Source organism: Micromonospora arida, from assembly GCF_042873195.1.
GTDB lineage: Bacteria > Actinomycetota > Actinomycetes > Mycobacteriales > Micromonosporaceae > Micromonospora > Micromonospora arida.
The window spans coordinates 53796-78153 of record NZ_JBIALC010000012.1; the positions used below are offsets into that span (position 1 = coordinate 53796).

General features: G+C 70.4%; 20 protein-coding genes. 9 read left to right on the forward strand and 11 right to left on the reverse strand.

Translation table 11 applies throughout. The features are described from left to right. Positions 1-153: 153 nt before the first annotated feature. The 3 genes from ACFYP0_RS27330 to ilvD form a co-directional block, all read right to left on the reverse strand. Complete coding sequence (locus ACFYP0_RS27330) at positions 154-1413, reverse strand: S1 family peptidase (protein ID WP_355498536.1); 1260 nt, start codon at positions 1411-1413, stop codon at positions 154-156. 610 nt (positions 1414-2023) lie between these two features. Further along, entirely contained in the window at positions 2024-2890 is an 867-nt protein-coding gene (locus ACFYP0_RS27335) for a hypothetical protein (RefSeq protein WP_355498533.1), read from the reverse strand. Positions 2891-3038: 148 nt separating this feature from the next. Continuing rightward, positions 3039-4886, reverse strand: a complete 1848-nt coding sequence (gene ilvD, locus ACFYP0_RS27340; protein WP_112730699.1) for a dihydroxy-acid dehydratase — start codon at positions 4884-4886, stop codon at positions 3039-3041. Positions 4887-5014: 128 nt separating this feature from the next. On the opposite strand from ilvD, the gene ACFYP0_RS27345 reads away from it, so the two are divergent. From ACFYP0_RS27345 to ilvC, 4 genes are all read left to right on the forward strand, one after another. Then, positions 5015-7369, forward strand: a complete 2355-nt coding sequence (locus tag ACFYP0_RS27345) for a putative bifunctional diguanylate cyclase/phosphodiesterase (RefSeq protein WP_386998097.1) — start codon at positions 5015-5017, stop codon at positions 7367-7369. A gap of 188 nt (positions 7370-7557) precedes the next feature. After that, positions 7558-9426: an acetolactate synthase large subunit gene (locus ACFYP0_RS27350; RefSeq protein ID WP_355498527.1), complete on the forward strand. Its 1869-nt coding sequence runs from the start codon at positions 7558-7560 to the stop codon at positions 9424-9426. Positions 9427-9508: 82 nt separating this feature from the next. Further along, positions 9509-10024, forward strand: coding sequence for an acetolactate synthase small subunit (gene ilvN / locus ACFYP0_RS27355; protein WP_088946549.1), 516 nt, complete (start codon positions 9509-9511; stop codon positions 10022-10024). Positions 10025-10119: 95 nt separating this feature from the next. Then, the gene (ilvC, locus tag ACFYP0_RS27360; RefSeq protein WP_112625850.1) at positions 10120-11133 is read left to right on the forward strand and encodes a ketol-acid reductoisomerase; all 1014 of its coding nucleotides are present in this window, start codon (positions 10120-10122) and stop codon (positions 11131-11133) included. A gap of 83 nt (positions 11134-11216) precedes the next feature. On the opposite strand, the gene ACFYP0_RS27365 is transcribed toward ilvC, so the two are convergent. Further along, on the reverse strand, positions 11217-12206 hold the full coding sequence (locus tag ACFYP0_RS27365) for a hypothetical protein (protein WP_355498523.1): 990 nt from the start codon (positions 12204-12206) through the stop codon (positions 11217-11219). 267 nt (positions 12207-12473) lie between these two features. On the opposite strand from ACFYP0_RS27365, the gene serA reads away from it, so the two are divergent. Then, complete coding sequence (gene serA, locus ACFYP0_RS27370) at positions 12474-14072, forward strand: phosphoglycerate dehydrogenase (protein WP_355498520.1); 1599 nt, start codon at positions 12474-12476, stop codon at positions 14070-14072. 75 nt (positions 14073-14147) lie between these two features. Here serA and ACFYP0_RS27375 read toward each other — a convergent pair whose 3' ends face one another. After that, positions 14148-14504 (reverse strand): hypothetical protein, encoded by a 357-nt coding sequence (locus ACFYP0_RS27375; protein ID WP_091393184.1) that lies wholly within the window; start codon positions 14502-14504, stop codon positions 14148-14150. A gap of 309 nt (positions 14505-14813) precedes the next feature. Next, positions 14814-15656, reverse strand: coding sequence for an FAD:protein FMN transferase (locus ACFYP0_RS27380; RefSeq protein WP_386998038.1), 843 nt, complete (start codon positions 15654-15656; stop codon positions 14814-14816). 229 nt (positions 15657-15885) lie between these two features. On the opposite strand from ACFYP0_RS27380, the gene ACFYP0_RS27385 reads away from it, so the two are divergent. Then, entirely contained in the window at positions 15886-16917 is a 1032-nt protein-coding gene (locus tag ACFYP0_RS27385) for a 3-isopropylmalate dehydrogenase (protein ID WP_124854322.1), read from the forward strand. A gap of 155 nt (positions 16918-17072) precedes the next feature. Continuing rightward, on the forward strand, positions 17073-18170 hold the full coding sequence (locus ACFYP0_RS27390; protein WP_356976247.1) for a branched-chain amino acid aminotransferase: 1098 nt from the start codon (positions 17073-17075) through the stop codon (positions 18168-18170). A gap of 51 nt (positions 18171-18221) precedes the next feature. On the opposite strand, the gene ACFYP0_RS27395 is transcribed toward ACFYP0_RS27390, so the two are convergent. The 4 genes from ACFYP0_RS27395 to ACFYP0_RS27410 all read right to left on the reverse strand — a co-directional run bounded on the left by ACFYP0_RS27395 (position 18222) and on the right by ACFYP0_RS27410 (position 20445). Then, entirely contained in the window at positions 18222-19028 is an 807-nt protein-coding gene (locus ACFYP0_RS27395; protein WP_356976249.1) for a tyrosine-protein phosphatase, read from the reverse strand. A gap of 19 nt (positions 19029-19047) precedes the next feature. Next, positions 19048-19506, reverse strand: coding sequence for a PRC-barrel domain containing protein (locus ACFYP0_RS27400; RefSeq protein ID WP_356976251.1), 459 nt, complete (start codon positions 19504-19506; stop codon positions 19048-19050). Between the two features lie 211 nt (positions 19507-19717). Then, the gene (locus ACFYP0_RS27405; RefSeq protein ID WP_356976253.1) at positions 19718-20248 is read right to left on the reverse strand and encodes a carboxymuconolactone decarboxylase family protein; all 531 of its coding nucleotides are present in this window, start codon (positions 20246-20248) and stop codon (positions 19718-19720) included. Positions 20249-20250: 2 nt separating this feature from the next. Then, positions 20251-20445, reverse strand: coding sequence for a hypothetical protein (locus ACFYP0_RS27410; RefSeq protein ID WP_112582047.1), 195 nt, complete (start codon positions 20443-20445; stop codon positions 20251-20253). A 316-nt stretch (positions 20446-20761) separates the two neighbouring features. Here ACFYP0_RS27410 and cimA point away from each other — a divergent pair, with 316 nt between their 5' ends. Then, the gene (cimA, locus tag ACFYP0_RS27415) at positions 20762-22345 is read left to right on the forward strand and encodes a citramalate synthase (protein WP_386998043.1); all 1584 of its coding nucleotides are present in this window, start codon (positions 20762-20764) and stop codon (positions 22343-22345) included. Between the two features lie 129 nt (positions 22346-22474). On the opposite strand, the gene ACFYP0_RS27420 is transcribed toward cimA, so the two are convergent. After that, a complete protein-coding gene (locus tag ACFYP0_RS27420; protein ID WP_386998099.1) occupies positions 22475-23413 on the reverse strand; it encodes an endonuclease/exonuclease/phosphatase family protein in 939 nt (312 codons plus the stop codon). Positions 23414-23796: 383 nt separating this feature from the next. On the opposite strand from ACFYP0_RS27420, the gene ACFYP0_RS27425 reads away from it, so the two are divergent. Next, complete coding sequence (locus tag ACFYP0_RS27425; protein ID WP_355498504.1) at positions 23797-24309, forward strand: hypothetical protein; 513 nt, start codon at positions 23797-23799, stop codon at positions 24307-24309. Positions 24310-24358 lie beyond the last annotated feature (49 nt).

Below are 24358 nucleotides of genomic sequence, written 5' to 3' on the forward strand. Positions count from 1 at the left end.
ACCGGAACGGAACGGGCGGGCCCGGCGTGACGCCGAGCCCGCCCGAACACGGAACTGATCAGTTGCCGGCGGTCAGGCCCTGCAGAGCCTTGATGCGCAGGCGCGGTAGGTGCGGTGTGCCGCACCTACCGCGCGCAACGATCAATTCTCGAATTATTGAGTTACGGGGTATGCCCCGTACTCACGTGCGATATCTGCCCAATCCTGGAAGTACATGGTAGACCCCGAGCCGGCAGAGGTGATTCCCTTGGCCCGAACTCCCGTGCCGTCCAAGGTGAACACCGGCCCGCCGCTGTCACCGCGTTGGACGGCGGTGCCACCGGCAGACCTCGTTGTCTTGATGAGCCCCTTGACCGTATAACCCTGGTCACCGTCGGAGTCGCAGCAGCCAAACGTTATGTCGGTGCTGTTCAGCTGCTTGAGGCCGCAGATGGTGCCGCTCGTCGCGCCGGACTGACATACCAGCTCGTTTGCGGCCCAGTATCCCCAGCTGCGGACTGGCTTGGTGGTGGACGTCGTTGCCGTGCCATCGAAGATCAGACCCGAGCCTTGAGCGCCAATAAGGATGATGTCGTATCCGTAGTTCTCGCTGTGCACCGAACCCATGTTCTCAAGGGTGGAGCCCTTGCCCTGACGCGCGATATCCGGCGCTGTCGCGCAGTGCGCGGCGGTCAGCACAAATTTCGTTCCAGCCCCGTTCTTGACGCCCCACCCCGTAGTGCAGGTGGCTCGCTGCGCGCCATTACGCCACGACTCCCATCTGCCACCGCCGTTCCACGCGCTGAAGTCATCAATACGACTGGCCATCAGCTCGATGGGCTCTTCGCCGGTAGTCACCTGAACGGGGACGCTCAGTCCAGCATCGCGGATGATGCTGGCTGCGGGAACGACCGGCGCCTTTCCCTTGGCTGCACGTCGGGTCGCAATCTGTGCCGATTGCGTGGCCGGGATCCGCTCGATCACCAGCCCGCTACCGTTGTGTTCCACGCTGACCGCTTGGATGTCGCTGCTGCCCCGAGACTTGATGGTATCGCTGATTTTCGCAGCGTTCGCTTCCAGTTCGGACTTCGAATGAGCCGCAGGGCTGACCTTGATCGGCCCATAGGCCCGTGATCGGGCAACCGCGCTTGCCATGGAGGTGGTCAAAGAGCCCTTGAAGTAGAGAGTCAACCCAGGACCCTCGAAAGCGACGCCCGCGAATCCGGAATTCGGCGCCTTCACATACTCTTCGTACAAGGCCTGAACGGCCGGCTGCATTTTGGCCTGCTCTTGCATTGTGGCCAGAATCGTGGGGTCGATGTTTTCGATAGATTGTGCATCCGGCTTCGCCTCGCTTGCTGGCTTAGCCGTGTCCTGGGCGAGGGCCACATTCGACGGTGCCATGACGAGGGGGAGCAGCAAGAGCGAGGCCACGATACCTCGTCGGCTGCTGCGCCATCCAGAGAGCCGTGGTGGATTGTTCGATGCCATTCAGGACCGCCTTCCTTTTGGCTGCAGGCAGTGAGCCGTCAAAAATTTGAGAGATGCCCAAAAGGCGCTTGTTTCACTTCCAAATATCGATGGCGCGAAGGAGCTCCTCCCCTTGATCAGGGCAGGCGCAGATCATCGAGATTGTCTCAGTGCGAAGGCTTCGAGTCTTCTGAGGCAGCGTCAGACAGGGGAGAGGGAAAGGTCTGACGGCTGAAGTGAGATCCGAATTCCGGGCGGACTGCTAATGCTTGTCCGTGGTCGGGATCCAGCTAGCGACTCTTCTGAGCCAATAGGCTCGTTGCTGCAGATTCATTCGACGTCCTCCCCGTTGGCGAAGATCGTACGCAGTCTCTTCGTCCGCCACAAGAACCGTCCTGAATCCGCCGACCGAGATGGCGTGTAAGGGCTGAATGGGGTATAAATGCCAAACGATATGATCATCGTAAATGTGGCGACAGCCAGTGGCGCTGGCGTGCGCAGCTACCTGCTGTTTCGCCGACGTGCGCCAGCGGCTTCAGCTGGTGTCCTCCGACGAAAGCTGTCGGCGAGGCTCTCAGGCCCTGTCGACGCGTGGCCGCGCAGCTCGCTCGCTCGCCCGGGTCAGGTACAGGCCGGCGCCGAGGACAAGCCCGGGTGCCAACACGAGCAGCACGGCTTGAGCGGGTGCCGACACCAGCTGGCCATCCCATACGCCGAACGGCGTTGGCAGGCCCAGATGGATCGTGGCGTACCCAGCGACGCCCGCCCCCATCAGCGTGAAAACGCGCTTGCGGACGGCAGGCCCAAGATCCGAAACCGCTGCCACGGCCAGGGCCAGCACGACCACGAATGTGAGGGCGGCAACGGCGGCGCTCAGTCGTGAGGAGACGACAAACGCGGGTTCGATCGTCGAAGCGGCGTCGCCTGCCTGGGACGGCGCACCGGGCTCGCCCAGGAGAGGAATCGCCGCGGCTGTGAGCGTGGCAGTCGAGGCGGCGGCGGCCAGCAGCGTGCGTCCACGGTGCGTCAAAATGACCAAGCCGCGCTGGACCGGGGATGCCACGCTCAACAGCGCCGCTGCCGTGAGCGCCAGGAGCAAGGGCCACAATCCAAGGTCAAGCGTCGCCCCTGAGCGTCGGCCACCGGTGAAGCTGGTCGCGAGAATGGCGACCTCGTACAGCACCGCAGACCAGGCGGCCAGCAGGACGGCGGTGCGCCACCGCGCGACGATGGCGATGCTGACCGCCACCCACGCCACGGCCCGCAACCAGGTCCCGGTCGGCAGGGCGATCACTGTTTCGCCGGTACGAGCGAGGAAGGCCGCAGCCTCGACCAGCGGGCGTAGCTGGCGAGCAGCCAGGATCAAGGTGACGACGACGGCAACAACCGCGGCAGCGTCCACCCAGAGTGCCCGGCGAGCCGGCTGGTCAAATGTGTCCATGTGTACCTAGACGGTGAATCCCCCGGCGCGGTTGCACCTGAGACTGCGGATTCTGTTCTCGGCGTCCAGCGCGACCCGCTCGCCACACCCCGCCCGGAGAGCCCCGATTGTGTCGTTTGCCGGCCACTCCCCAGGCGGTCGGCGGTCGCTACTCCGGGACGCGGCGGTAGGCGCCGTCGCTGGCCGAGGTGGCCATCGAGGCGTACGCCCGCAGCGCCGCGGACACCGGCCGCTGCCGATCGGTCGGGGTGTACGGCTTGTCGCGCTTCTCCTCGGCCACCCGTCGTGCCTCCAGTTCCTCGGCGGGAACGTTCAGCTCGATCGACCGGCCCGGGATGTCGATGACGACCTCGTCGCCGTCGCGGACCAGGGCGATCAGCCCGCCGGAGGCCGCCTCGGGGGAGACGTGCCCGATGGAGAGCCCGGAGGTGCCACCGGAGAAACGGCCGTCGGTGAGCAGCGCACAGGAGCGGCCCAGCCCGCGGCCCTTGAGGAACGAGGTGGGGTAGAGCATTTCCTGCATGCCGGGGCCGCCCTTGGGCCCCTCGTACCGGATCACCACGACGTCCCCGGCGACGACCTGCTTGGCGAGGATCGCGGTCACCGCGTCGTCCTGCGACTCGTAGACCTTCGCCGGGCCACGGAAGGTCAGGCAGTCGTCGGGCACGCCGGCGGTCTTCACCACGCTGCCCTCGGGTGCCAGGTTGCCGTGCAGGATGGCCAGCCCACCGTCGGCGGAGTAGGCGTGCTCGCGGTCCCGGATGCAGCCGCCGGCCGCGTCGGTGTCCAGCGACGACCACCGGTTGGTGGTGGAGAACGGCTCGGTGGTGCGAACCCCGCCGGGGGCGGCGTGGAACAGCTCGACAGCCGTCGGGGTGGGGGAGCCACCGCGCACGTCCCAGTCGGTCAGCCACTGCGCGAGGGAGGGGGAGTGCACGGCGTGAACGTCCCGGTTGAGCTGCCCGGCCCGGTCCAGTTCACCGAGGATCGCCGGGATGCCGCCGGCCCGGTGCACGTCCTCCATGTGGTAGTTCGGTGAGTTGGGTGCGACCTTGGCCAGGCACGGCACCCGCCGGGAGATCGCGTCGATGTCGGTGACGCCGAAGTCCATCTCCGCCTCGCGGGCGGCGGCCAGCAGGTGCAGCACCGTGTTGGTGGAGCCACCCATCGCCACGTCGAGGGCGACGGCGTTCTCGAAGGCGGCCTTGGAGGCGACCGTACGCGGCAGCACCGAGTCGTCGTCGCCGTCGTACCACCGCTTGGAGATCTCCACGACGGTCCGGCCGGCCTCGACGAAGAGCGACCGGCGGGCGGCGTGGGTGGCCAGCGTGGAACCGTTGCCGGGCAGCGCGAGCCCGATGGCCTCGGTGAGGCAGTTCATCGAGTTGGCGGTGAACATGCCGGAGCAGGAGCCGCAGGTCGGGCAGGCGGAGCGTTCGATCTCACCGAGCTGCTCGTCGGTGACCGCCTCGTTCGAGGAGGCGATCATCGCGTCGATCAGGTCGATCTTGCTGTGCACGACGCCCTCGATCGCCATCGTCTTGCCGGCCTCCATCGGGCCGCCGGAGACGAAGACGGTCGGGATGTTGAGCCGCAACGCGGCCAGCAGCATCCCAGGGGTGATCTTGTCGCAGTTGGAGATGCAGACCAGGGCGTCCGCGCAGTGCGCGTTGACCATGTATTCGACCGCGTCGGCGATCAGCTCACGGCTGGGCAGCGAGTAGAGCATGCCGCCGTGGCCCATCGCGATGCCGTCGTCGACGGCGATGGTGTTGAACTCCCGGCCCACCCCGCCGGCCTCGGCGACCGCGTCGGCGACCAGGCCACCCATGTCCTTGAGGTGTACGTGACCAGGCACGAACTGGGTGAAACTGTTGGCGATGGCGACGATCGGCTTGCCGAAATCGTCGTCGGTCATCCCGGTGGCCCGCCAGAGGGCCCGGGCGCCGGCCATCGTCCGACCGTGTGTGGAGGTCCTCGACCGCAGCTCAGGCATGCATACCAGCATGACACCGCCCGCGCGTCGGCCCACCCGGGTGTCTGCCGTGTCCCAACAGATGCACACTCGGCCCCCATGGCGTGCGCCCATCCGGCACTCTTGGAGGCGTGCATCTTCCACCGGGCATGGTCGCTGTCGCGGCGCTCAGCGGGCTCGTCGCCGCGGTGGCCGCCGTGCTGCTGACCGTCGTCGCCCGGCGGCGGACGCGGCCGCGTCGACCGGCGCACCTGCTGCTCGCGGCCGCCGCCGGTGTTGGCCTGCTCAGCCTCCTGGCCGGGGTGGCCGCCGCGCTCAGTGCGAACGACCACTGGGCCCACCAGCAGGGGCAGCGCACCGGTTGGGCGACAGTGGTGGCGATCGGCATGGCGGTGAGCGGCCTGGCCTTCGCCGCCGGGCTGCTGCGGCTGCCCGGGGTGGCCGCCACCGCGGCGGGAACGGCCCGGCTCGCCCTGGACGGGTTGGTCATGGCGGCGGCGCTGTGGTTCGTCGGTTGGGTGCTCTTCTCCGAGCCCACCCGGCTGCTCGGTGCCGCCACCCCGATGGCCTGCCCGGCGATCCTGTTGGCCACGGTGAGCGCCGCGCTCGGTGCCGGGCTCGCCGTGATCGTCGTTTTCCGGGCCGCCAGGCCACGTCGCCGGCTCGCCGCGCTGGGCGCCGGCATCACCGCGGTGACCTGCGGCGGGCTGGGTCTCAGCGGCGGGCTCTGCCAGGCCGGGCCGACCATGGCGCTGACCGGTGCTGCGGTGCTCGCCGCCGGTCTGCTGACGGTCGCGCTCGCGGTGTACCAGGCCGACCGGCCGGGGCAGGTCGACCTTGACCTGGTCGGTAGCGACGGCGAATACGCGATCGCCCCGATGCTGGCGATGGCCGCCTCGGCGATGTACCACCTCGCCCAGGACGGCCGTTTCACCGCGGCGGGCATCGTGGCCGGCAGCGTGGAGGGCTTCGCCCTGGTGGCACGGCAGTACCTCACCCTTCGCGACGTCCGGGGGTACGCGGACCGCCTGGCCGAGCGGGAGGCGCACTTCCGGGAACTGGCGCACACCGATCCGCTGACGTCGTTGGCCAACCGGCGCGGGCTGCTCCGGGCGCTGCACCGCAACGCCGCCGACCGCAACCCGTGTGTGCTGCTCGGCCTCGACCTGGACGGCTTCAAGAACGTCAACGACATGCGGGGCCACGACGTGGGCGACGCCGTGCTGGCCGAGGTGGGCCGGCGGCTGCGCGGCAACCTGCGCCCCGGCGACGTGGCCGCCCGGCTGGGTGGCGACGAGTTCGCCGTACTCATGCAGGGCCGGCCGGTCGAGGCGGACCGGGTCGCCGAACGGCTCCTCGGGGTGATCAACCGGCCCTACGACCAGCCGGAGGGGCCGGTCTTCCTGTCGGTGAGCATCGGGGTGGCCGACTGGGCCGACGAGCCGGACGTGGAGCTCCTGCTGCGCCACGCCGACCTGGCGTTGCGCTACGCCAAGCAGCGCGGCAAGAACCGGATCGAGCGGTACGACGCCGCGTACGACCAACTGCTGCGTCGGCGTACGACGGTGGAGCACGAGCTGCGCGGGGCCATCGACCGCGACGAGCTGCGGCTGGCGTTCCAGCCGGTGGCGTCGCTGCCGTCGGTGCGGCCGGTCGGCGCCGAGGCGCTGCTCCGTTGGCACCATCCCGAGCTGGGCAACGTGCGTCCGGACGAGTTCATCCCGCTCGCCGAGGAGTGCGGCATGATCGCCCCGCTCGGCGCCTGGGTGCTGCATCAGGCCTGCTACCAGCTCTCCCGGTGGCTGGCGGACGGGCACGACGTCTGGGTGTCGGTCAACGTTTCCCCGCGCGAGCTGCACGCCCCGGAGTACGTGGTCCAGGTCGCCGAGGCGCTGCGCGCCCACCACGTGCCGCCGCAGCGGCTGGTGCTGGAGGTCACCGAGCACGCGGTCGCCACCGACCTGGACGAGCTGATCCGGCGGCTCACCGCGCTGCGGTTGACCGGTGTCCGGATCGCGCTGGACGACTTCGGGGCCGGCTACTCGTCGCTGGGGCAGCTGCGCCGGTTGCCGATCGACATCCTCAAGATCGACCACAGTCTGGTCGCCGAGCACGAGCCGGTCCGCCCGGTCGGCCAGGACGGCCCGGCGTTCGCCCCGATGGTCGACATCGTCATGCGTTTGGGCCACCAGTTGGGGCTGGAGGTGATTGCCGAGGGGGTGACCACGCCGACCGAGTTGGCCGCGGTGGTGGCCGCCGGTTGCCGCTTCGGGCAGGGCGCGCTCTTCGGCTGGGGGGTGCCGGCCGAGCACCTGGAGGCGATGCTGGAGGCGGCCACGTCACCGGGTGCGCGTCCCGCCCCGGTGCCCGCACCACGGCCCGCTCCGGCCGGGTCCGGGCAGCTCACCCCGTCTGACGATGGCGCGTCGGCGGTCGACGCGCCGGCCTCCGTTAACCAACATGTGGGATCAGTTGACTCATCGCGTGAGATGCGTCAGGCTTAGCCGCATGTCGTCGTACCGGTCGCTGCGAGTACTTACCTGAGCGCACTCTCCCTCGTCGAGAGTGCGCTGGCCCCGTGCATCTGCACGAGGGCCGTTTTTATTGCCATCGGAACCTGGCGAAGCGGGCCCCGTCCGCGTCGCATCGCTTGACTAGCCACCAGCCACTCCAGCCGAAGGCCAGAACCGCCATGACGAAACCCACGCCCGAGACCCTCGCCCACACCGCCCGCCGGGCCCGCGCGGCCGCCGACGTCGACCAGGCCGCCCCGCGCACGGCCACCCCGGCCGTCCCGGCGGTACGGTCCGCCGCCGCGACGCAGGTCTCCGGGGCCGGCTCGCTCGTGCGGTCCCTTGAGGCGCTCGAGGTCGACGTCGTCTTCGGCATTCCGGGCGGCGCGATCCTGCCGGCGTACGACCCGCTCTACGACTCGACGGTTCGGCACATCCTGGTGCGGCACGAGCAGGGCGCGGGGCACGCGGCGACCGGCTACGCGCAGGCCACCGGCAAGGTCGGTGTCTGCATCGCCACCTCCGGCCCGGGCGCGACGAACCTGGTCACCCCGATCGCCGACGCGTACATGGACTCGGTGGCGATGGTGGCGATCACCGGGCAGGTGGCCCGCCCGTCGATCGGCACCGACGCCTTCCAGGAGGCGGACATCCAGGGCATCACCCTGCCGATCACGAAGCACAACTTCCTCGTGCAGAACGCCGAGGAGATCCCCCGGGTGCTGGCCGAGGCGTTCCACCTGGCCAGCAGCGGGCGACCCGGCCCGGTGCTGGTCGACATCCCCAAGGACGTGCTCCAGGCGTCGACCACCTTCTCCTGGCCGCCCACGCTGGACCTGCCCGGTTACCGGCCCACCCTGCACCCGCACGGCAAGCAGATCCGGGAGGCGGCGCGGTTGATGGCCGCAGCCCGACGGCCGGTGCTTTACGTCGGTGGTGGGGTGCTCAAGGCCGGTGCCACCGACGGGCTGCGCCGGCTGGCCGAGTTGACCGGCATCCCGGTCGTCACCACGCTGATGGCGCTCGGCGCGTTCCCCGACTCGCATCAGCAGCACCTCGGGATGCCCGGCATGCACGGCACGGTCGCCGCGGTCTACGGCCTGCAGAAGGCGGATCTGATCGTCGCGCTGGGCGCACGCTTCGACGACCGGGTCACCGGCAAACTGGACTCCTTCGCCCCGGACGCGGCAGTGGTGCACGCGGACATCGACCCCGCCGAGATCGGCAAGAACCGGCACGTGGACGTCCCGATCGTCGGCGACGCCAAGCACGTCATCGACGAGCTGATCGCCGCGGTCACCGCCGAGCGGTCGGCGGGGCGCACCGCCGACCTCGGTGACTGGTGGACGCAGCTCAACGACCTGCGCAACCGTTACCCGCTGGGCTACGACGAGCCGGTCGACGGGACCCTGTCCCCGCAGTACGTGATCAAGCGGCTGGGCGAGATCGTCGGCCCGGACGCGATCTTCGTGGCCGGGGTGGGCCAGCACCAGATGTGGGCGTCGCAGTTCATCTCCTACGAGAAGCCGTACACCTGGTTGAATTCCGGCGGCCTCGGCACGATGGGCTACGCGGTGCCGGCGGCGATGGGCGCCAAGGTCGGCAAGCCGGACACGGTGGTCTGGGCGGTGGACGGGGACGGCTGCTTCCAGATGACCAACCAGGAGTTGGCCACCTGCGCGTTGGAGGGCATCCCGGTCAAGATCGCCGTCATCAACAACGGCAATCTCGGCATGGTCCGACAGTGGCAGACGCTCTTCTACAACGAGCGCTACTCCAACACCGAGCTCGGCACCCACAAGCACCGCATCCCCGACTTCGTCAAGCTCGCCGAGGCCCTGGGCTGTGTCGGGCTGCGGTGCGAGACCGCGGCCGACGTGGACAAGACCATCGCCGCCGCCATGGAGATCAACGACGCGCCCGTGGTGATCGACTTCGTGGTCGGCAAGGACGCGATGGTCTGGCCGATGGTCGCCGCCGGCACCAGCAACGACGAGATCATGTTCGCCCGTGGCGTCCGCCCGGCCTTCGACGAGGATGACATCTGACAATGAGTGAGCGAAGCGAACGAATCATCGAGCTCAGTGATGCGGGTCGTCAGGGCGCGACCGAGCGAAGCGAGGTCGTGGCATGACCATGCACACCCTGTCCGTGCTGGTGGAGAACAAGCCGGGCGTGCTCGCCCGGGTCTCCGGCCTGTTCTCCCGGCGCGGGTTCAACATCGACAGCCTCGCCGTCGGCGAGACCGAGAACCCGGACGTCTCCCGGATCACCATCGTGGTCAACGCGGAGTCGTCCCCGCTGGAGCAGGTCACCAAGCAGCTGAACAAGCTGGTCAACGTGCTCAAGATCGTTGAGCTGGATCCGCAGGTCTCGGTTGCCCGGGAGTTGCTACTGGTGAAGGTTCGCGCCGACCGGTCCGCACGGTCGCAGGTGCTGGAGACCGTCAACCTGTTCCGCGCCCGGGTGGTCGACGTCGCACCGGACACGCTGACCATCGAGGCCACCGGCACTCCGGACAAGCTCGACGCGCTGCTACGCGACCTCGAGGCCTTCGGCATCAAGGAAATGGTCCAGTCCGGGCTGGTGGCGATCGGGCGCGGCTCGCGTTCGATCACCGCCGGTCCCGCGCTCCGGGCCGCCTGACCCGCCGCCGGTCGGCCCTCGGCCGGCCGTCCGGCGAATTCATCCGCACAGACCACGACGGGCCGCCCCGGCCGTCGTACGAAAGGGAAGTTCTCATGAGCGTTGAGGTGTACTACGACGACGATGCCGACCTCGGCCTGATCCAGGCCAAGAAGGTCGCGGTGATCGGTTACGGCAGCCAGGGCCACGCCCACGCGCTGTCGCTGCGTGACTCCGGCGTCGACGTGGTGATCGGTCTGCCGGAGGGCTCGAAGAGCCGTCCCAAGGCTGAGGAGCAGGGCCTGCGGGTGGTCACGCCCGCACAGGCCGCCGCCGAGGCCGATGTGATCATGGTGCTCGCACCGGACACCGCCCAGCGTGGGATCTACGCGGAGTCGATCGCCCCGCACCTCGCCCCCGGCAAGGCGATCTTCTTCGGCCACGGCTTCAACATCCGGTACGGCCTGATCAAGCCGCCGGCCGAGGTGGACGTGGCGATGGTCGCGCCCAAGGGCCCCGGCCACCTGGTCCGCCGCCAGTACAGCGACGGTAAGGGCGTGCCCTGTCTCGTCGCCGTCGAGCAGGACGCCAGCGGCAACGCGCTCGCGCTCGCCCTCGCGTACGCCAAGGGGATCGGCGGCACCCGGGCCGGCGCGATCAAGACCACCTTCACCGAGGAGACCGAGACCGACCTCTTCGGCGAGCAGGCGGTGCTCTGCGGCGGCGCCTCGGCGCTGGTGCAGACCGGTTTCGAGGTGCTCACCGAGGCGGGCTACGCCCCGGAGGTCGCCTACTTCGAGTGCCTGCACGAGCTGAAGCTGATCGTCGACCTCATGTACGAGGGCGGCATCGCGAAGATGCGCTACAGCATCTCCGACACCGCCGAGTACGGCGACCTGTCCCGTGGCTCGCGCATCATCGACTCCCGGGTCAAGGACGAGATGCGAAAGATCCTGGGTGAGATCCAGTCCGGCGAGTTCGCCCGCGAGTGGGTCGCCGAGGACGAGGCCGGCCGGCCCAACTTCACCAAGTGGCAGGCCGAGGGCGCGGCGCACCCGATCGAGGAGACCGGCAAGAAGCTGCGCGGCATGATGAGCTGGGTGGACCGCCCGATCACCGAGACCGCCTGACACGTTCGACCGGTCCACCAGCGGCCGGCGATCCAGCGCTCTCCCCAGCGCGGGTCGCCGGCCGCTGGCCGCAGTGCCCCGCGTCAGCGGCTTTCCGTCGCCTCGGCCTCAGCGGCTGCCCAGGCGGCCTTCTCATGCAGCCCGAGAGCGTTGAGAGTGCCGGCAAGCGTGCGTAGCGCGATGACCAGCCGTGGCTGATACCGAACGGGGTCGTGCTCGGCCAGCCAGCGGTAGTGCCCGACGGCCTCCTCGGCCGCCGCCACGGCCGCATCCTGTTCGCGAAGCCCCAGGTGGGACCTGGCGATCACGAACAACAGGTTGCCGAGCGTCGGCCGGAACCGCAGTGGCTCCAAACGGCTCATGAAGGTCAGGTCCTCGCGGGCACCCGCGGCCAGCGTCAGCGCTTCGGCCCACCGGCGATGGGAGGCGAGGGAGTCCGCCAGCCCGCTCATCGCCTCGAGCCGGGCGGGCATGTACTTCAGCCGTGTCCAGAAGGGAAGCCGCCGGAACAACTCGACCGCCTCCTCCCGGGCGGCGAGCGCCTCGGCCGGCTCGCCCAGCGCCGCCCGGCAGTAGCCGAGCACGGTGAGGGACCGGGCCAACGCCATCCGCTCACGGGCACCGAGCGGCGCGCACCGTAGCCAGGTCTCCCGGGCCTGGTCGGCGAGCGGCAGCGCGTCGCGGGGTGCGTCGGTGCGGAGTTGCACGGCCACCGTCAGCTGCGCCGCGGCCAGGACGACGAGGCCGTCCCGGTCGGTCGCGTTCTCGACGTACCCGATCGCCTCCCGGCCCTGCGCGAGCGCGGCTTCGACGGTGCGGTCGTCCGGGACCGAGCCCTGCGCGACGAGGGCCCGCGCGAGTGCCACCTCGTGCCGGCCCGGCCGGTCCTGGACGAGCCGCCGGTAGAGCGCGACCGCCTCGTCCGCGGCGGCGGTGCGCCGACGCACGAAGCTGCGTCGGATTTTCACCTGCTGGGACCGGGTGACCAACGCCTCGGCCAGCACCGGACCGAACCGCGCGAGATCGACACGGGTCAGCTGTCGGAGCAGCGTGATGCGCACGGCGAGCGACAAGGGCGGATCCTCCCGCAGGGGTGTGCCTCCGGTTGTAGCGGGCGGGAGCAACCGTGTCGGTGCGGTGAACGGCCGATGTCCGTCGCCCGACCGGGCGTGTGAGGGCACTCACCCTGAAGACCGGAACACGCCGACCAGCGAGGCCCCTACGATCGCCTGTAGGTGCAGCAGCCGGCACCTGACGGCCACGGCACGGATCAGCGCAGGGCGCAGTGCGGCGCCCCCCGCCGCCCGGGCCGATCGCAAACACGACCTCTACGAGGACCGATGAATCCTGTCGTACTGATCGCCGAAGAACTCGCCCCCGCCGCCATCGAGGTGCTCGCCCACGACTTCGACGTCCGGCACGTCGACGGCACCGACCGTCCGGCCCTGCTCTCGGCGCTCTCCGAGGCCGACGCCGTCATCGTGCGCAGCGCGACCCAGATCGACGCCGAGGCGGTCGCCGCCGCGCCGCGACTCAAGGTGGTCGCCCGGGCGGGCGTCGGGCTGGACAACGTCGAGGTGCCGGCCGCCACCGCGCGGGGCGTCATGGTCGTCAACGCGCCCACCTCCAACATCGTCTCCGCCGCCGAGCAGGCCGTCGCGCTGCTGCTCGCCGTCGCCCGTAACACCGCGAGCGCCAGTTCCGCGCTCAAGGCGGGGGAGTGGAAGCGGTCGAAGTACACCGGCGTCGAGGTCCAGGGCAAGACGGTCGGCGTGGTGGGGCTCGGTCGTATCGGGGTGCTCTTCGCGTCTCGCATCGCCGCGTTCGGCACCCGGCTGATCGCGTACGACCCGTACATCCAGCCGGCCCGTGCGGCGCAGCTCGGCGTCCGCCTGGTCGGGCTGGAGGAGCTGCTGCGGGAGAGCGACTTCATCTCCATCCACCTGCCGAAGACGCCGGAGACGGTGGGCCTGATCGGTGAGAAGGAGTTGGCGCTCGTCAAGCCCGGCGTCCGCATCATCAACGCCGCCCGTGGTGGGTTGGTCGACGAGCAGGCGCTCGCGGACGCGATCGCCGAGGGCCGGGTCGCCGGCGCCGGTGTCGACGTGTACAGCAAGGAGCCGTGCACCTCGTCGCCGCTGTTCGCCTTCGACAACGTGGTGGCCACCCCGCACCTGGGCGCCTCCACCCACGAGGCGCAGGACAAGGCCGGTCTCGCCGTGGCCAAGAGCGTCAAGCTGGCGTTGCAGGGCGAGTTCGTCCCGGACGCGGTGAACGTGCAGGCCGGCGGTGTGGTCGCCGAGGACGTTCGGCCGCTGCTGCCGCTGGCGGAGAAGCTCGGCCGGGCGTTCACCGCGGTCGCCGGTGGGATCGCCGCCAGCGTCACGGTCGAGGTCCGCGGTGAGATCGTCAGCCACGACGTGTCGGTGCTCAAGCTCGCTGCCACCAAGGGTCTGTTCAGCTCCGTGGTCGAGGAGCAGGTCACCTACGTCAACGCCCCGCACCTGGCCGCCGAGCGTGGCGTCGAGGTCACCCTGGCCACCCTGGCCGAGACGGCCGAGCAGCCGACCCTGGTCACGGTGCGCGGCGCGCTGCCGGACGGTCGGACGGTCAGTGTCTCCGGCACGGTCACCCACTCCGGCGCTCGGGACGTGCTGAAGCTGACCGAGGTGGACGGCTTCGACGTGGAGATCGGCGCGGAGGGCATCCTGCTCTTCCTGCGCTACGCCGACCGGCCCGGTGTCGTCGGCACGGTCGGTACCCTGCTCGGCGAGTCGGGCATCAACATCGCCGCCATGCAGGTGGCTCGTCGGGAGGCGGGCGGTGAGACGCTGATGACGCTCACCGTCGACCAGGCGCTCGGCGCCGACCTGCTCACCTCGGCCGCCGAGTCGATCGGCGCCACGGCGGCCAGCGCCGCCGACCTGCGCGACGAGTAGTAGACGACAAACACCGTGGGGGGCCTGGCGATTCGCCGGGCCCCTCGTCATTTCCCGTCCGTGCCGCCGGTCAGGTCAGCCGGGCAACCGCGCCGGCGGCGGGTAGACCGAGCCGTCCTGCGGGTCGAAGAGCATCAGACCGTGCTCGCCGGCCAGCCGCTCGATGTCCAGTAGCACCTGGTCCGCGCAGGTCGGGTGCAGGTTCAGCTCGACGTGGTCGTGGGCCGCGTGCAGCGGCGCCACCGCCCACGGGCTGTTCGGGCCGGGGTGACGGTCCGGATAGGAGGCGGTGATCGCCCGGTAGAAGCTGACCACCCGCGGATCGGGGTAGCGGTCCACGTGTCGCCCCTGCCGGCAACCGTTGACCGCTGTCCGCACGTCCTCGGGCGTCGCCCCGTCCTCCAGGGCCCACACGCTCAGATCGAAACTCACGGCGGATAGCGTGCCATCCGCCGTTCACCATGTCGAAACTGCCTCGCCGCCGGTCAACCATCGATCACCGCGGTCTGCTGTCGCGACGGTCCGGTGTGGAGACTCTTGCGTCGAGTTGCGTCGATTCGCTAGCGTACGCACTGCGGTCACTGGCCGAGTTCGAGGCGCCGGCCCGTCTTCGGGTGGCGCGGTCGACGTCCGGCCCGACCGGTCCGCACCCCTCGGTTGTGCGAGCCACGCGCACTCGTCGCTGACCGGCCCCCACGGCCGTTGCCGAGACCGTGGGGGCCGATCGCGGGCCCGACCGGCTCAGCGACGGTGCGCGAAGAGCGCGCGATAGTCGGAGTTGCCCCGGAACCACGCCAGGCCGGTAGGGCCAGCGGCGTAGAGCGCGGTGGCGTAGGCGTCGGCGACCGTCAGGTCGGGGCCGACCACGGTGGCGGCGACGAGGTGATCGGCCGGCTCGCCGGTGTGCGGGTCCACCACGTGCCCCTGCCGCCCGCTCACCCCGGAGGTGCCGATCGCGCCGGCGGTCATCTCCAGCACCAGCGGCGCCCGCTCGGGTGCGGTCGGGTGATGCACCGCGACCCGCCAGGGTCCGCCGTGCGGCGCGCGGCCCCGGACGACGAGGTCGGCGCCGGCGAGTACGGCATAGTCGTGGATGCCGGCGGCGCGCAGTCGCTCTGCGGCGCGTTCCACCGCCCAACCTCCGAGCAGGCCGCCCGGGTCGAAGCCGCCGGGCACCGCCCAGGCGTCGAACCACCCGTCGGTGGCCGCACGCATCGCGGCGCAGCGGTCCACCAGATCGGCGAGCGGCGGGTACGACTCCGGGCTGATCTCGCCCCGACGCAGCCGGGAGACCAGGCTCTCCGGTCGGTTGGGGCCGTAGGTGAGGTCGATGGCGCGCAGCTCGGCGACGCTGTCCCGCAGCGCCTCGCCCACGCCCCGGCGGCCGAGCGACTCTGGGGCGTTGAGCAGCAGGGTGTACTCGGCGGTCGCGGTGCGTACGGTGTGCTCCACCGCGATCCGGCCCTCGGTGGCCGCGGCCGGGTCGATCCGCTGCCGGCGGCTGCCGAGTCGCAGGTCCGGTCGGCGGTTGCGGAACGCGGACGGGTCCGGCCAGCGGGTCCGTGGCTGCTCGTCGATGCGCATCGCATCTGCCCCCTCGCACATGGCGCCGCGTCATCGCGACCCCGTTGGTCAGCGGGCCGCCGCGACCCACTGACTACCACGGTAGGCAGCGGAGATGACCGCCCCATGAGTCTCAGCTGAGAGGGTGCTGTGCATTCCCGCATCCCAAAGTGTGGACCCAGCGTACCGGGAGGCGGGACGGCGACGTACCGTTGCCCCGAACGGAACCGTTGAGCAGAGGAGTGCGGTCGTGGCGCGGATCGCGGTGGTGGCCGGAGACGGCATCGGGCCCGAGGTGGTCGCGCAGGCCCGCAAGGTCCTCGACGCGGTGCTGCCCGGCGTGCAGGCCACCGAGTACGACCTCGGTGCCGCCCGCTGGCACCGTACCGGCGAGGTGCTGCCCGACTCGGTGCTGACCGAGCTGGCCGGGCACGACGCGATCCTGCTCGGCGCGGTCGGTGACCCGACGGTCCCGCCGGGCGTGCTGGAGCGAGGGCTGCTGCTCAAGCTCCGTTTCGCCTTCGACCAGTACGTCAACCTGCGCCCGTCCCGGCTCTGGCCCGGGGTCGCCGGCCCGCTGGGCAACGTGAAGCCGGGCGAGGTCGACCTCGTGGTGGTGCGCGAGGGCACCGAGGGGCTCTACGCCGGTGCCGGCGGTTCCCTGCACCGGGACACCCCGGCCGAGGTCGCCACCGAGGAGAGCCTGAACACCCGGCACGGCGTGGAGCGGGTGATCCGCGACGCGTTCGCCCGCGCCGGCCGCCGGGAGCGGCGCAAGGTCACCCTCGTGCACAAGACCAACGTGCTCACCCACGCCGGGTCGCTCTGGGCGCGTACGTTCGACGCGGTCGCCGCCGAGCACCCGGACATCGAAACCGAGTACCAGCACGTCGACGCGGCGGCCATGTTCCTGGTCACCCAGCCGCAGCGCTACGACGTGGTGGTCACCGACAACCTCTTCGGCGACATCCTCACCGACATCGCCGCGGCCGTCACCGGTGGCATCGGGCTGGCCGCCAGCGGCTGCATCAACCCCCAGGGGGCGTACCCCTCGATGTTCGAGCCGGTGCACGGCTCGGCTCCGGACATCGCCGGGCAGGGCATCGCCGACCCGGTCGCCGCGGTGCTCTCCGCCGCGTTGCTGCTGGAGCAGCTCGGGCACAGCGAGTCGGCCGCTCGGGTCAACGCGGCGGTCGCCGCCGAGCTGGCCAGCCGGGCGCCGGGTGCGACGCTGCGTACCGAAGAGGTCGGCGACCGGCTCGCCGCCCACGCCGTAGCCTGATCACCTCGGCCCGAGCGGCAACCGGCCCTGAGGCCGGTCTGCCACGGGCAGCCCGACCGGCGCTACCCGCTTAACGACCGTTCGGGGTAAGTTCCTGGCACAGCCATGTCGGTGTGCGGTCCCGCATGCCGTTGTTCCGCAGGGAGGTCAGCGCGATGAGCGGTGGTGACAAGCTCGACTTCGAGATCCGTCCGAATCTCGCGCCGGTATCCGCCGCCGATCGGGCCGCACTGCTGGTCAACCCCGGGTTCGGCCGCGTCTTCACCGACCACATGGTCACCGTCCGCTACGCCGACGGCAAGGGCTGGTACGACGCCCGGGTGGAAGCCCGTGCCCCGATCCCGATGGACCCGGCCAGCGCGGTGCTGCACTACGCGCAGGAGATCTTCGAGGGGCTCAAGGCGTACCGCACGGCCGACGGTGGCGTGACGATGTTCCGGCCGGACGCCAACGCGGCCCGCTTCGCCACCTCCGCGCAGCGGATGGCGATGCCGGTGCTGCCGCCGGAGGTGTTCGTCGACTCGCTGCACAAGCTCATCGAGATCGACCGGGAGTGGATCCCCACCGGCGAGGACGGCAGCCTCTACCTGCGGCCGTTCATGTTCGCCAGCGAGGTCTTCCTCGGCGTCCGCCCGGCCAACGAGTACCTCTACATGGTGATCGCCTCACCGGTCGGTGCGTACTTCACCGGTGGCGTCAAGCCGGTCACCGTCTGGGTCTCTCCGGACTACACCCGGGCCGCGCCCGGTGGCACCGGCGCGGCCAAGTGCGGCGGCAACTACGCCGCGTCGCTCGCCGCCCAGGCGGAGGCCATCGAGGCCGGCTGTGACCAGGTCGTCTTCCTGGACGCTGTGGAGCGCCGGTACGTCGACGAGCTGGGCGGGATGAACGTCTTCTTCGTCTACGACGACGGCACGGTGGTCACCCCACCGTTGACCGGCACGATCCTGCCGGGCATCACCCGCGACGCCGTCCTCGCGCTGGCCGGCGCGGCCGGACACCAGGTCGAGGAGCGGCCGGTCAGCTTCGCCGACTGGCAGGCCGACGCCGCCAGCGGTCGCCTCCGCGAGGTTTTCGCCTGCGGCACCGCCGCGGTGGTCACCCCGATCGGTGGGGTCCGCTTCCCGGACGGCGAGTTCCTGATCGGTGGTGGCGAGCCCGGCCGAGTCACCATGGCCCTGCGTCAGCAGTTGGTCGACATCCAGCGGGGCAAGGCGGCCGACCCGCACGGCTGGGTGCAGCGGGTCTTCTGATCTCCGTCGCTGCGCCGGCCCGTCCACCCGGACGGGCCGGCGCAGTCGGCCCTACGCGTCGGTGGGCTCCGCCTTGGTGGGCTCGTCGAGCAGGTGGTCGCGGAGCGCGGCGAGCTGCTCGTCGGTCACCCCGGCGTGGCGCAGGTACGCCTCGACCGAGCCGTGCCCCGCGCGCAGCTCGTCCAGGAAGATCTGCATCGCCTCGGCAGGCGAGCTCAGGAACGGCGCCGGCACGTCCACGCCACCCGGGGTGATGGAGGCCAGCCAGGCGCTGTACCGGGCCGACGCCGCACTGCTGAGCGCGTAGTCCGCGGTGATGTCCGCGTCGTCGACGCCGAGCACGGCGAGGGTCAGCGCGCACACGATGCCGGTGCGGTCCTTGCCGGCGACGCAGTGCACCACCACCGGGGCGTTGGCGGAGTCGGCGATCAGGCCGACCGCCTCGGCCAGCCCGGCGGTGCCGGTCTGGGCCAGGTCCGCGTACCGGTCCGCGAGGTACCGGGCCAGGCTGGCGCCCTCCTCGTGCGGCGTACCCGCCCAGTCGGCGTGCTCCGGGTGGATGTTCCGGTAGGTCAGCCCCTGGTACGCCGGCACCCGACCGTCGCGCTCCACCTCGGTGGGGCGGCGCAGGTCGATGACGGTGCGGATCCCGATCGCGGCGAACGCGTCCCGGTCCTGCTCGGTGAGGCGGTGCAGCGAGTCCGAGCGGTAGAGCCGGCCTCGGCGTACGGATCGGTCGTCGTGGCCGAGGTAGCCACCGACGTCGCGGAAGTTGAAGGTGGCGGGGAGCGGAATCTGTCGGCTGTCGTCGATGGCGTCCACGTTCACACGGTAACGGCCGGTGGGGCAGCGCCCCACCGGCCGTCGGGTCGAACAGTCACCGTGCGGTGCCGGGCGGGAGCGCGCCGTACGTCTCGTCGTAGTAGCCACCCAGCTGATCCCGGTAGCTCGGGTCGCTGTGGCTGTTCTCGTCGTACTCCGGGGCAGCCTTGATCTGGTCCCGGGTCCGGTCGACGGAGACGGTGCGCTGGTCGTGGTCGACCTGGTTGACGGTGCCGGCCGGCAACATCACCTTCTTGCCGAAGATCCAGGGCCCGGTGTCCACGACCAGGTAGCTGCCGCCGACCTCGTGACTGGCGCTGTCGATCTTGCCGATTCCACCGTCGGTGGTCTCGACCTTGTAGCCGACCAGGTCGACGTCGGCCACGCTGGCGTGGTCCCGGTAGCGCCAGGGGTCGAACGTGCCGGCCGGCGCGCCGCCGGGCACCGTGCCCTGGTCGCCGCCGCGCAGCGGGTCCGGCCCGGCGTGGGTGGCGTGCGGATCGATCCTGTCCATGCCGTTCACTCCTGACTGTCGTCGATCGTCTCGGCGTAGGTGGGTGCGTCCCCGCAGGAGCTACCCGGCCGTCGGGGGCCGGAAACGGCGACAGGCAGCGGTACGCGACGCGGCGCGGCGACGGGTCGCCGCACGGCGACAGGGCGAAGCGCGGTGTACGGCAGGGGGCCGGGGCCGCGACATGCGGCCTCGGCCGTCGAGGCGTACGTGTTCAGGCCAGTGCGGCTTCGGCGTCCAGGGTGACCGCCGCGGCGTGCACCACGGCGGAGATCCGCAGGGCCTCGTGCAGCTGCTCCCGGGTGAAGCCGCTGCCGCGCAGCTTTTTCTCGTGCAACTCCAGGCACACCCCACAGCCTGTGATGGCCGACACGGCGAGGCACCAGAGCTCGAAGTCGCCCTTGTCCACCCCCGGCCTCGCGATGATCTGCATCCGCAGTCGGGCCGGCGTCGAGGCGTACCGCTCGTCGCCGATCAGGTGCTTGGCCCGGTAGTAGATGTTGTTCATCGCCATGATCGCCGCAGCGCCCTTGGCCGCCTCGACACCCTCCGGCCCGAGGTGCCCGAGCGCCTCGGCCGCGATCTCCCGCAGCACCACCGGGTTGCGAGCGGTCACCGCGCAGGCCAGTGCGGTGCCCCAGGTCTGCACCGGGGTCAACGCCGAGGAACCGATGGTGGAGCTGAGGTTGAGCCTGATGTCCTTGGCGTACTCCGGCAGGGCTGCCTTGATCGCGTCCAGGCCCATGGTCAGACTCCGGCGGCGGGGGTCTCGTCGGCGATCTCCGTCGGGCTGATGGAGGTGAAATCCATCGGCCCGACGAAGACCACACACCACGTGCCCTCGTGGGACGTGTGGTTGATCGTCCTGGACGCGTTGTTGGCGCCCAGCGATACGCAGGCGGCGAGTCCGTGCTCAGGTAAGCGGTCACTGACGGTGAGCACAGGTCCTCCTTGCAGACGGCGCGGTGGCCATCATCGGATCCGTTCCAGATGCTTCCGCATGGCTGTTTCCGCCGATGAGTGGCCCGGTGGCTTGTGAAGCCGATCACGAGCGTTGGTCAGGGGTGAACGAACCCTCAGTCACCATCCCGCTATGTGGATTGTTCCTCCCAAATTCGGGGGAGGAGTGGCAGAGTGGCCAGCGTGACCAGTACCGCCCTGATTATTGCGACCTAGCGCGCCGGCTCTCCCCTCTGCCGAGCGCGCAGACCTCCCGCATCCGCGGGAGGTCTTTTTGTTGCTCCGAGAAAGGATCCTGATGACGTTCCAGGTCTTCGACACCACGTTGCGCGACGGCGCTCAGCGCGAGGGGCTCACCTACTCGGTGGTCGACAAGCTGGCCGTGGCCCGGCTGCTCGACGAGTTCGGCGTCGGCTTCATCGAGGGCGGCTGGCCGGGCGCGGTGCCCAAGGACACCGAGTTCTTCCGCCGCGCCCGCACCGAGCTGGACCTGCGGCACGCCGTACTCGTCGCGTTCGGCGCCACTCGCAAGGCCGGCGTTGCGGTCGCGGACGACCCCCAGGTGCGCGCCCTGCTGGACGCGCAGACCCCGGCCGTGGCCCTGGTCGCCAAGGCCGACACCCGGCACGTCGAACGCGCGCTGCGTACCACCGGCGCGGAGAACCTCGCGATGATCCACGACACCGTCGACCACCTCGTCCGCGAGGGTCGACGGGTCTTCGTCGACGGTGAACACTTCTTCGACGGCTACCGGCACGACCCCGCGTACGGCGCGGCCGTGGTGCAGACCGCGCTCGCCGCCGGCGCCGAGCGGATGGTGCTCTGCGACACCAACGGCGGCATGCTGCCGTCCCAGGTGACCGCCGTGATCCACGACCTGACGAACAGGCTGGGGATCGACGCCGGGCTGCTCGGTATGCACGCCCAGAACGACACCGCCTGCGCGGTGGCCAACACCATCGCCGCCGTGGAGGCGGGCGTCCGCCACGTGCAGGGCACCGCCAACGGGTACGGCGAACGCCCGGGCAACGCCGACATCTTCGCGGTCGTCGCCAACCTCCAACTCAAGCTCGGCATGCCCGTCCTACCGGAGGGCTGCCTGGCGCAGATGGTGCGGGTCTCGCACGCCATCGCCGAGATCGCCAACATCGCCCCCGACACCCACCAGGCGTACGCCGGGGCCGCTGCCTTCGCCCACAAGGCGGGGTTGCACGCGAGCGCGATCAAGGTCGACCCGTTGCTCTACAACCACGTGGACCCGTCGGTGGTGGGCAACGACATGCGGATCCTGGTCACCGAGATGGCCGGTCGGGCCAGCGTCGAGCTCAAGAGTCGTGAGCTCGGCCTGGACCTGGCCGGCAGCCCGGACACCCTGACCCGGGTCACCAAGCGGGTCAAGGAGCTGGAGGCGGGTGGCTGGTCCTTCGAGGCGGCCGACGCGTCCTTCGAGTTGCTGGTCCGCTCCGAGTTGCCGGAGGGCAGCCCGGCCCGACCGTTCACCCTGGAGTCGTACCGGGTGTTGGTCGAGCACCGCGAGGACGGCGCGGTGGTCTCCGAGGCGACCGTGAAGATCCGGGTACGTGGTGAGCGGGTGATCGCCACCGCCGAGGGCAACGGCCCGGTCAACGCGCTCGACGAGGCGCTGCGGGTGGGGCTGGCGCGGCACTATCCGCAGCTGCGCGACTTCGAGTTGGCCGACTACAAGGTGCGCATCCTGGAGGGCAGCCACGGCACCGGCGCGGTCACCCGGGTCCTGCTGGAAACCTCGAACGGCAACGGCCGCGACTGGACCACGGTGGGCGTCCACCCCAACGTGGTCGAGGCCAGCTGGCACGCCCTGGTAGACGCCCTGACCTACGGCCTAGCCCCCACCTCCGTCTAACCCCCGCCCCCCCACTCTCGCGATCTTGCACTTTGTGTCGACGGTCTGCGGCTTTTATCGCTGATGCCGGGACAGTAAGTGCAAGATCGACGGGGTGGGGGTGGGGGTGGGGGTGGGGGTGGGGGTGGGTTAGGGGAGGGGAAGAGTGAGGGTGGCTTGGACGGGGCGGTGGTCGCTGCCGGGCAGGGCGAACACCTGCACCGAGCGGACCGCTATCCGATGGTCGACCAGGACGTGGTCGATGGTGACGGGTGGGATGAGGTCGCCGTCGTACGGACCCCAGGTGCCGGTCAGGCCCTCTCCGGTGGCGTCGGCGGCGTCGACGTAACCGCTGCGCAGCAGGGCCCGCAGTGGACTGTGGTCGAGGGTCGCGTTGAAGTCTCCGGCGAGGATTCGCAGGCCACCGTCAGGGGTGGCCGGTGGTTGGGCGGTCAGGTCGGCACGCCAGGCGCCCACCTGGTCCAGCGCGTACGGCGCCGAGGGGTGGGCCGACTCGACGCGGACGGGAGGCCCGCCGGGGACGGAGACCGTCGCGTGCGCCTGGGTGAAGCCCCAACCGTTGAGGTTGCGCCGGACGCCGACGTCGGTGATCGGCCACCGTGAGTAGAGCCCGGAGCCGGCGGTGCCGATCTCCGGGTTGAGCTGCCGGTGCGGCAGCAGCGTGGCCAGGCCGAGTTGATCCAGGGCGCCCTGCGCGTCGGGCGTGAACTCCTGCACGGTGAGCACGTCGATCTGGTGTCGCCGGACCAGTTCCACCAGCGTCCGCGCGTCGCCGGTGCCGGCGAGCAGATTGGCGGTGAGCAGCCGCACGGTCGGCCCGGCCGCCGCCGGCTGCGGGTTGGCCAGAGCCCGAGGTGCGACGGTGCCGAGCAGCGCCACCGTCGCCAGGGCCGCGAGCGCCGCCGGCCACCAGCGCCGCAGGGCGAGCGCGAGGGCCAGGACCAGCACGCTGACGCCCGCCACGTACGGCGTGAAGGCGAGCGCCTGAACCAACGGCCCCCGGTCCAGGCCGAGCAGTCGGGCTGCCGCCCAGAGAGCGGTGGGTACGACGGCAAGCCAGCAGAGCACCGTGCCGAGCCGAGCCCTTCGGTGCGCGGGCGCGTCGATGATCACGACGATGATCGTAGTCGGGCCTGACGAACCCATTTCATGAATGGTGAGGCGCTCACATTTCACAATTATCTGACGGTTGGTTGACACCCCGGAAAAACGAGATCAACTATTGACTGTCCGCTTTTTCCGGTGCTACGTTCCATCTGGCTTAAACGACGCAACTCTGAGTAGTAACCGCAGTTCAGGCGGGATGCAGATCGTTGAGAAATCAACCTCGTCGGGTGTAAGTGAATCAGCTTTCCCCCGCGCCGCTGTCGTCGTACGCCTATTTATGGGCAGTCATCCGTCCCGCCCCGCGGGTCGGCCGAATTCGCACGGTCACACAAGGGGGACCTGTCATGAGCACATCCTTCCGACGTAAGGCGGCGGCGGTCACATTCGCCGTCCTGGCGCTCAGCCTGGCCGGCGGGGGCATCGCTCTCGCCCAGCCGTCGGCGAAGGCGCCGCAGGAGGCCGTCCAACCGGCGGCCCGCGGCACGAACTCCCAGCCGCCGGTCACCGCCGAGTCGGCGCGCATGGCGAAAGCCGCGCTGAAATCGGGCGCGGCCACCAAGCTGGCCGCCACCGCCACCAGCGTCGTCGTCGTCAACTCCAACGGCACCAAGGCACGCGGCGTCGGCACCGTGATCAAGTACGGTGTCGGCCAGTACGAGGTCCAGTTCGGTTACGTCGTCACGTCGAGCGTTATCGTGGCCACCGTCGGCCGGGCTGACGCCTGCTGCATCCCGCCGGCCGGCGAGATCTCGGTCGCGCCCCGGCTCAGCACGCCCAACGGGGTCTTCGTGCAGACCCGCAACTCGGCCGGCACCCCGACCGACCTGGGCTTCCACCTGGTCGTCCACCTCCCCTGATCGACCGACACCCCGGCCCCCGTCGCTCACGGCGACGGGGGCCGGACCC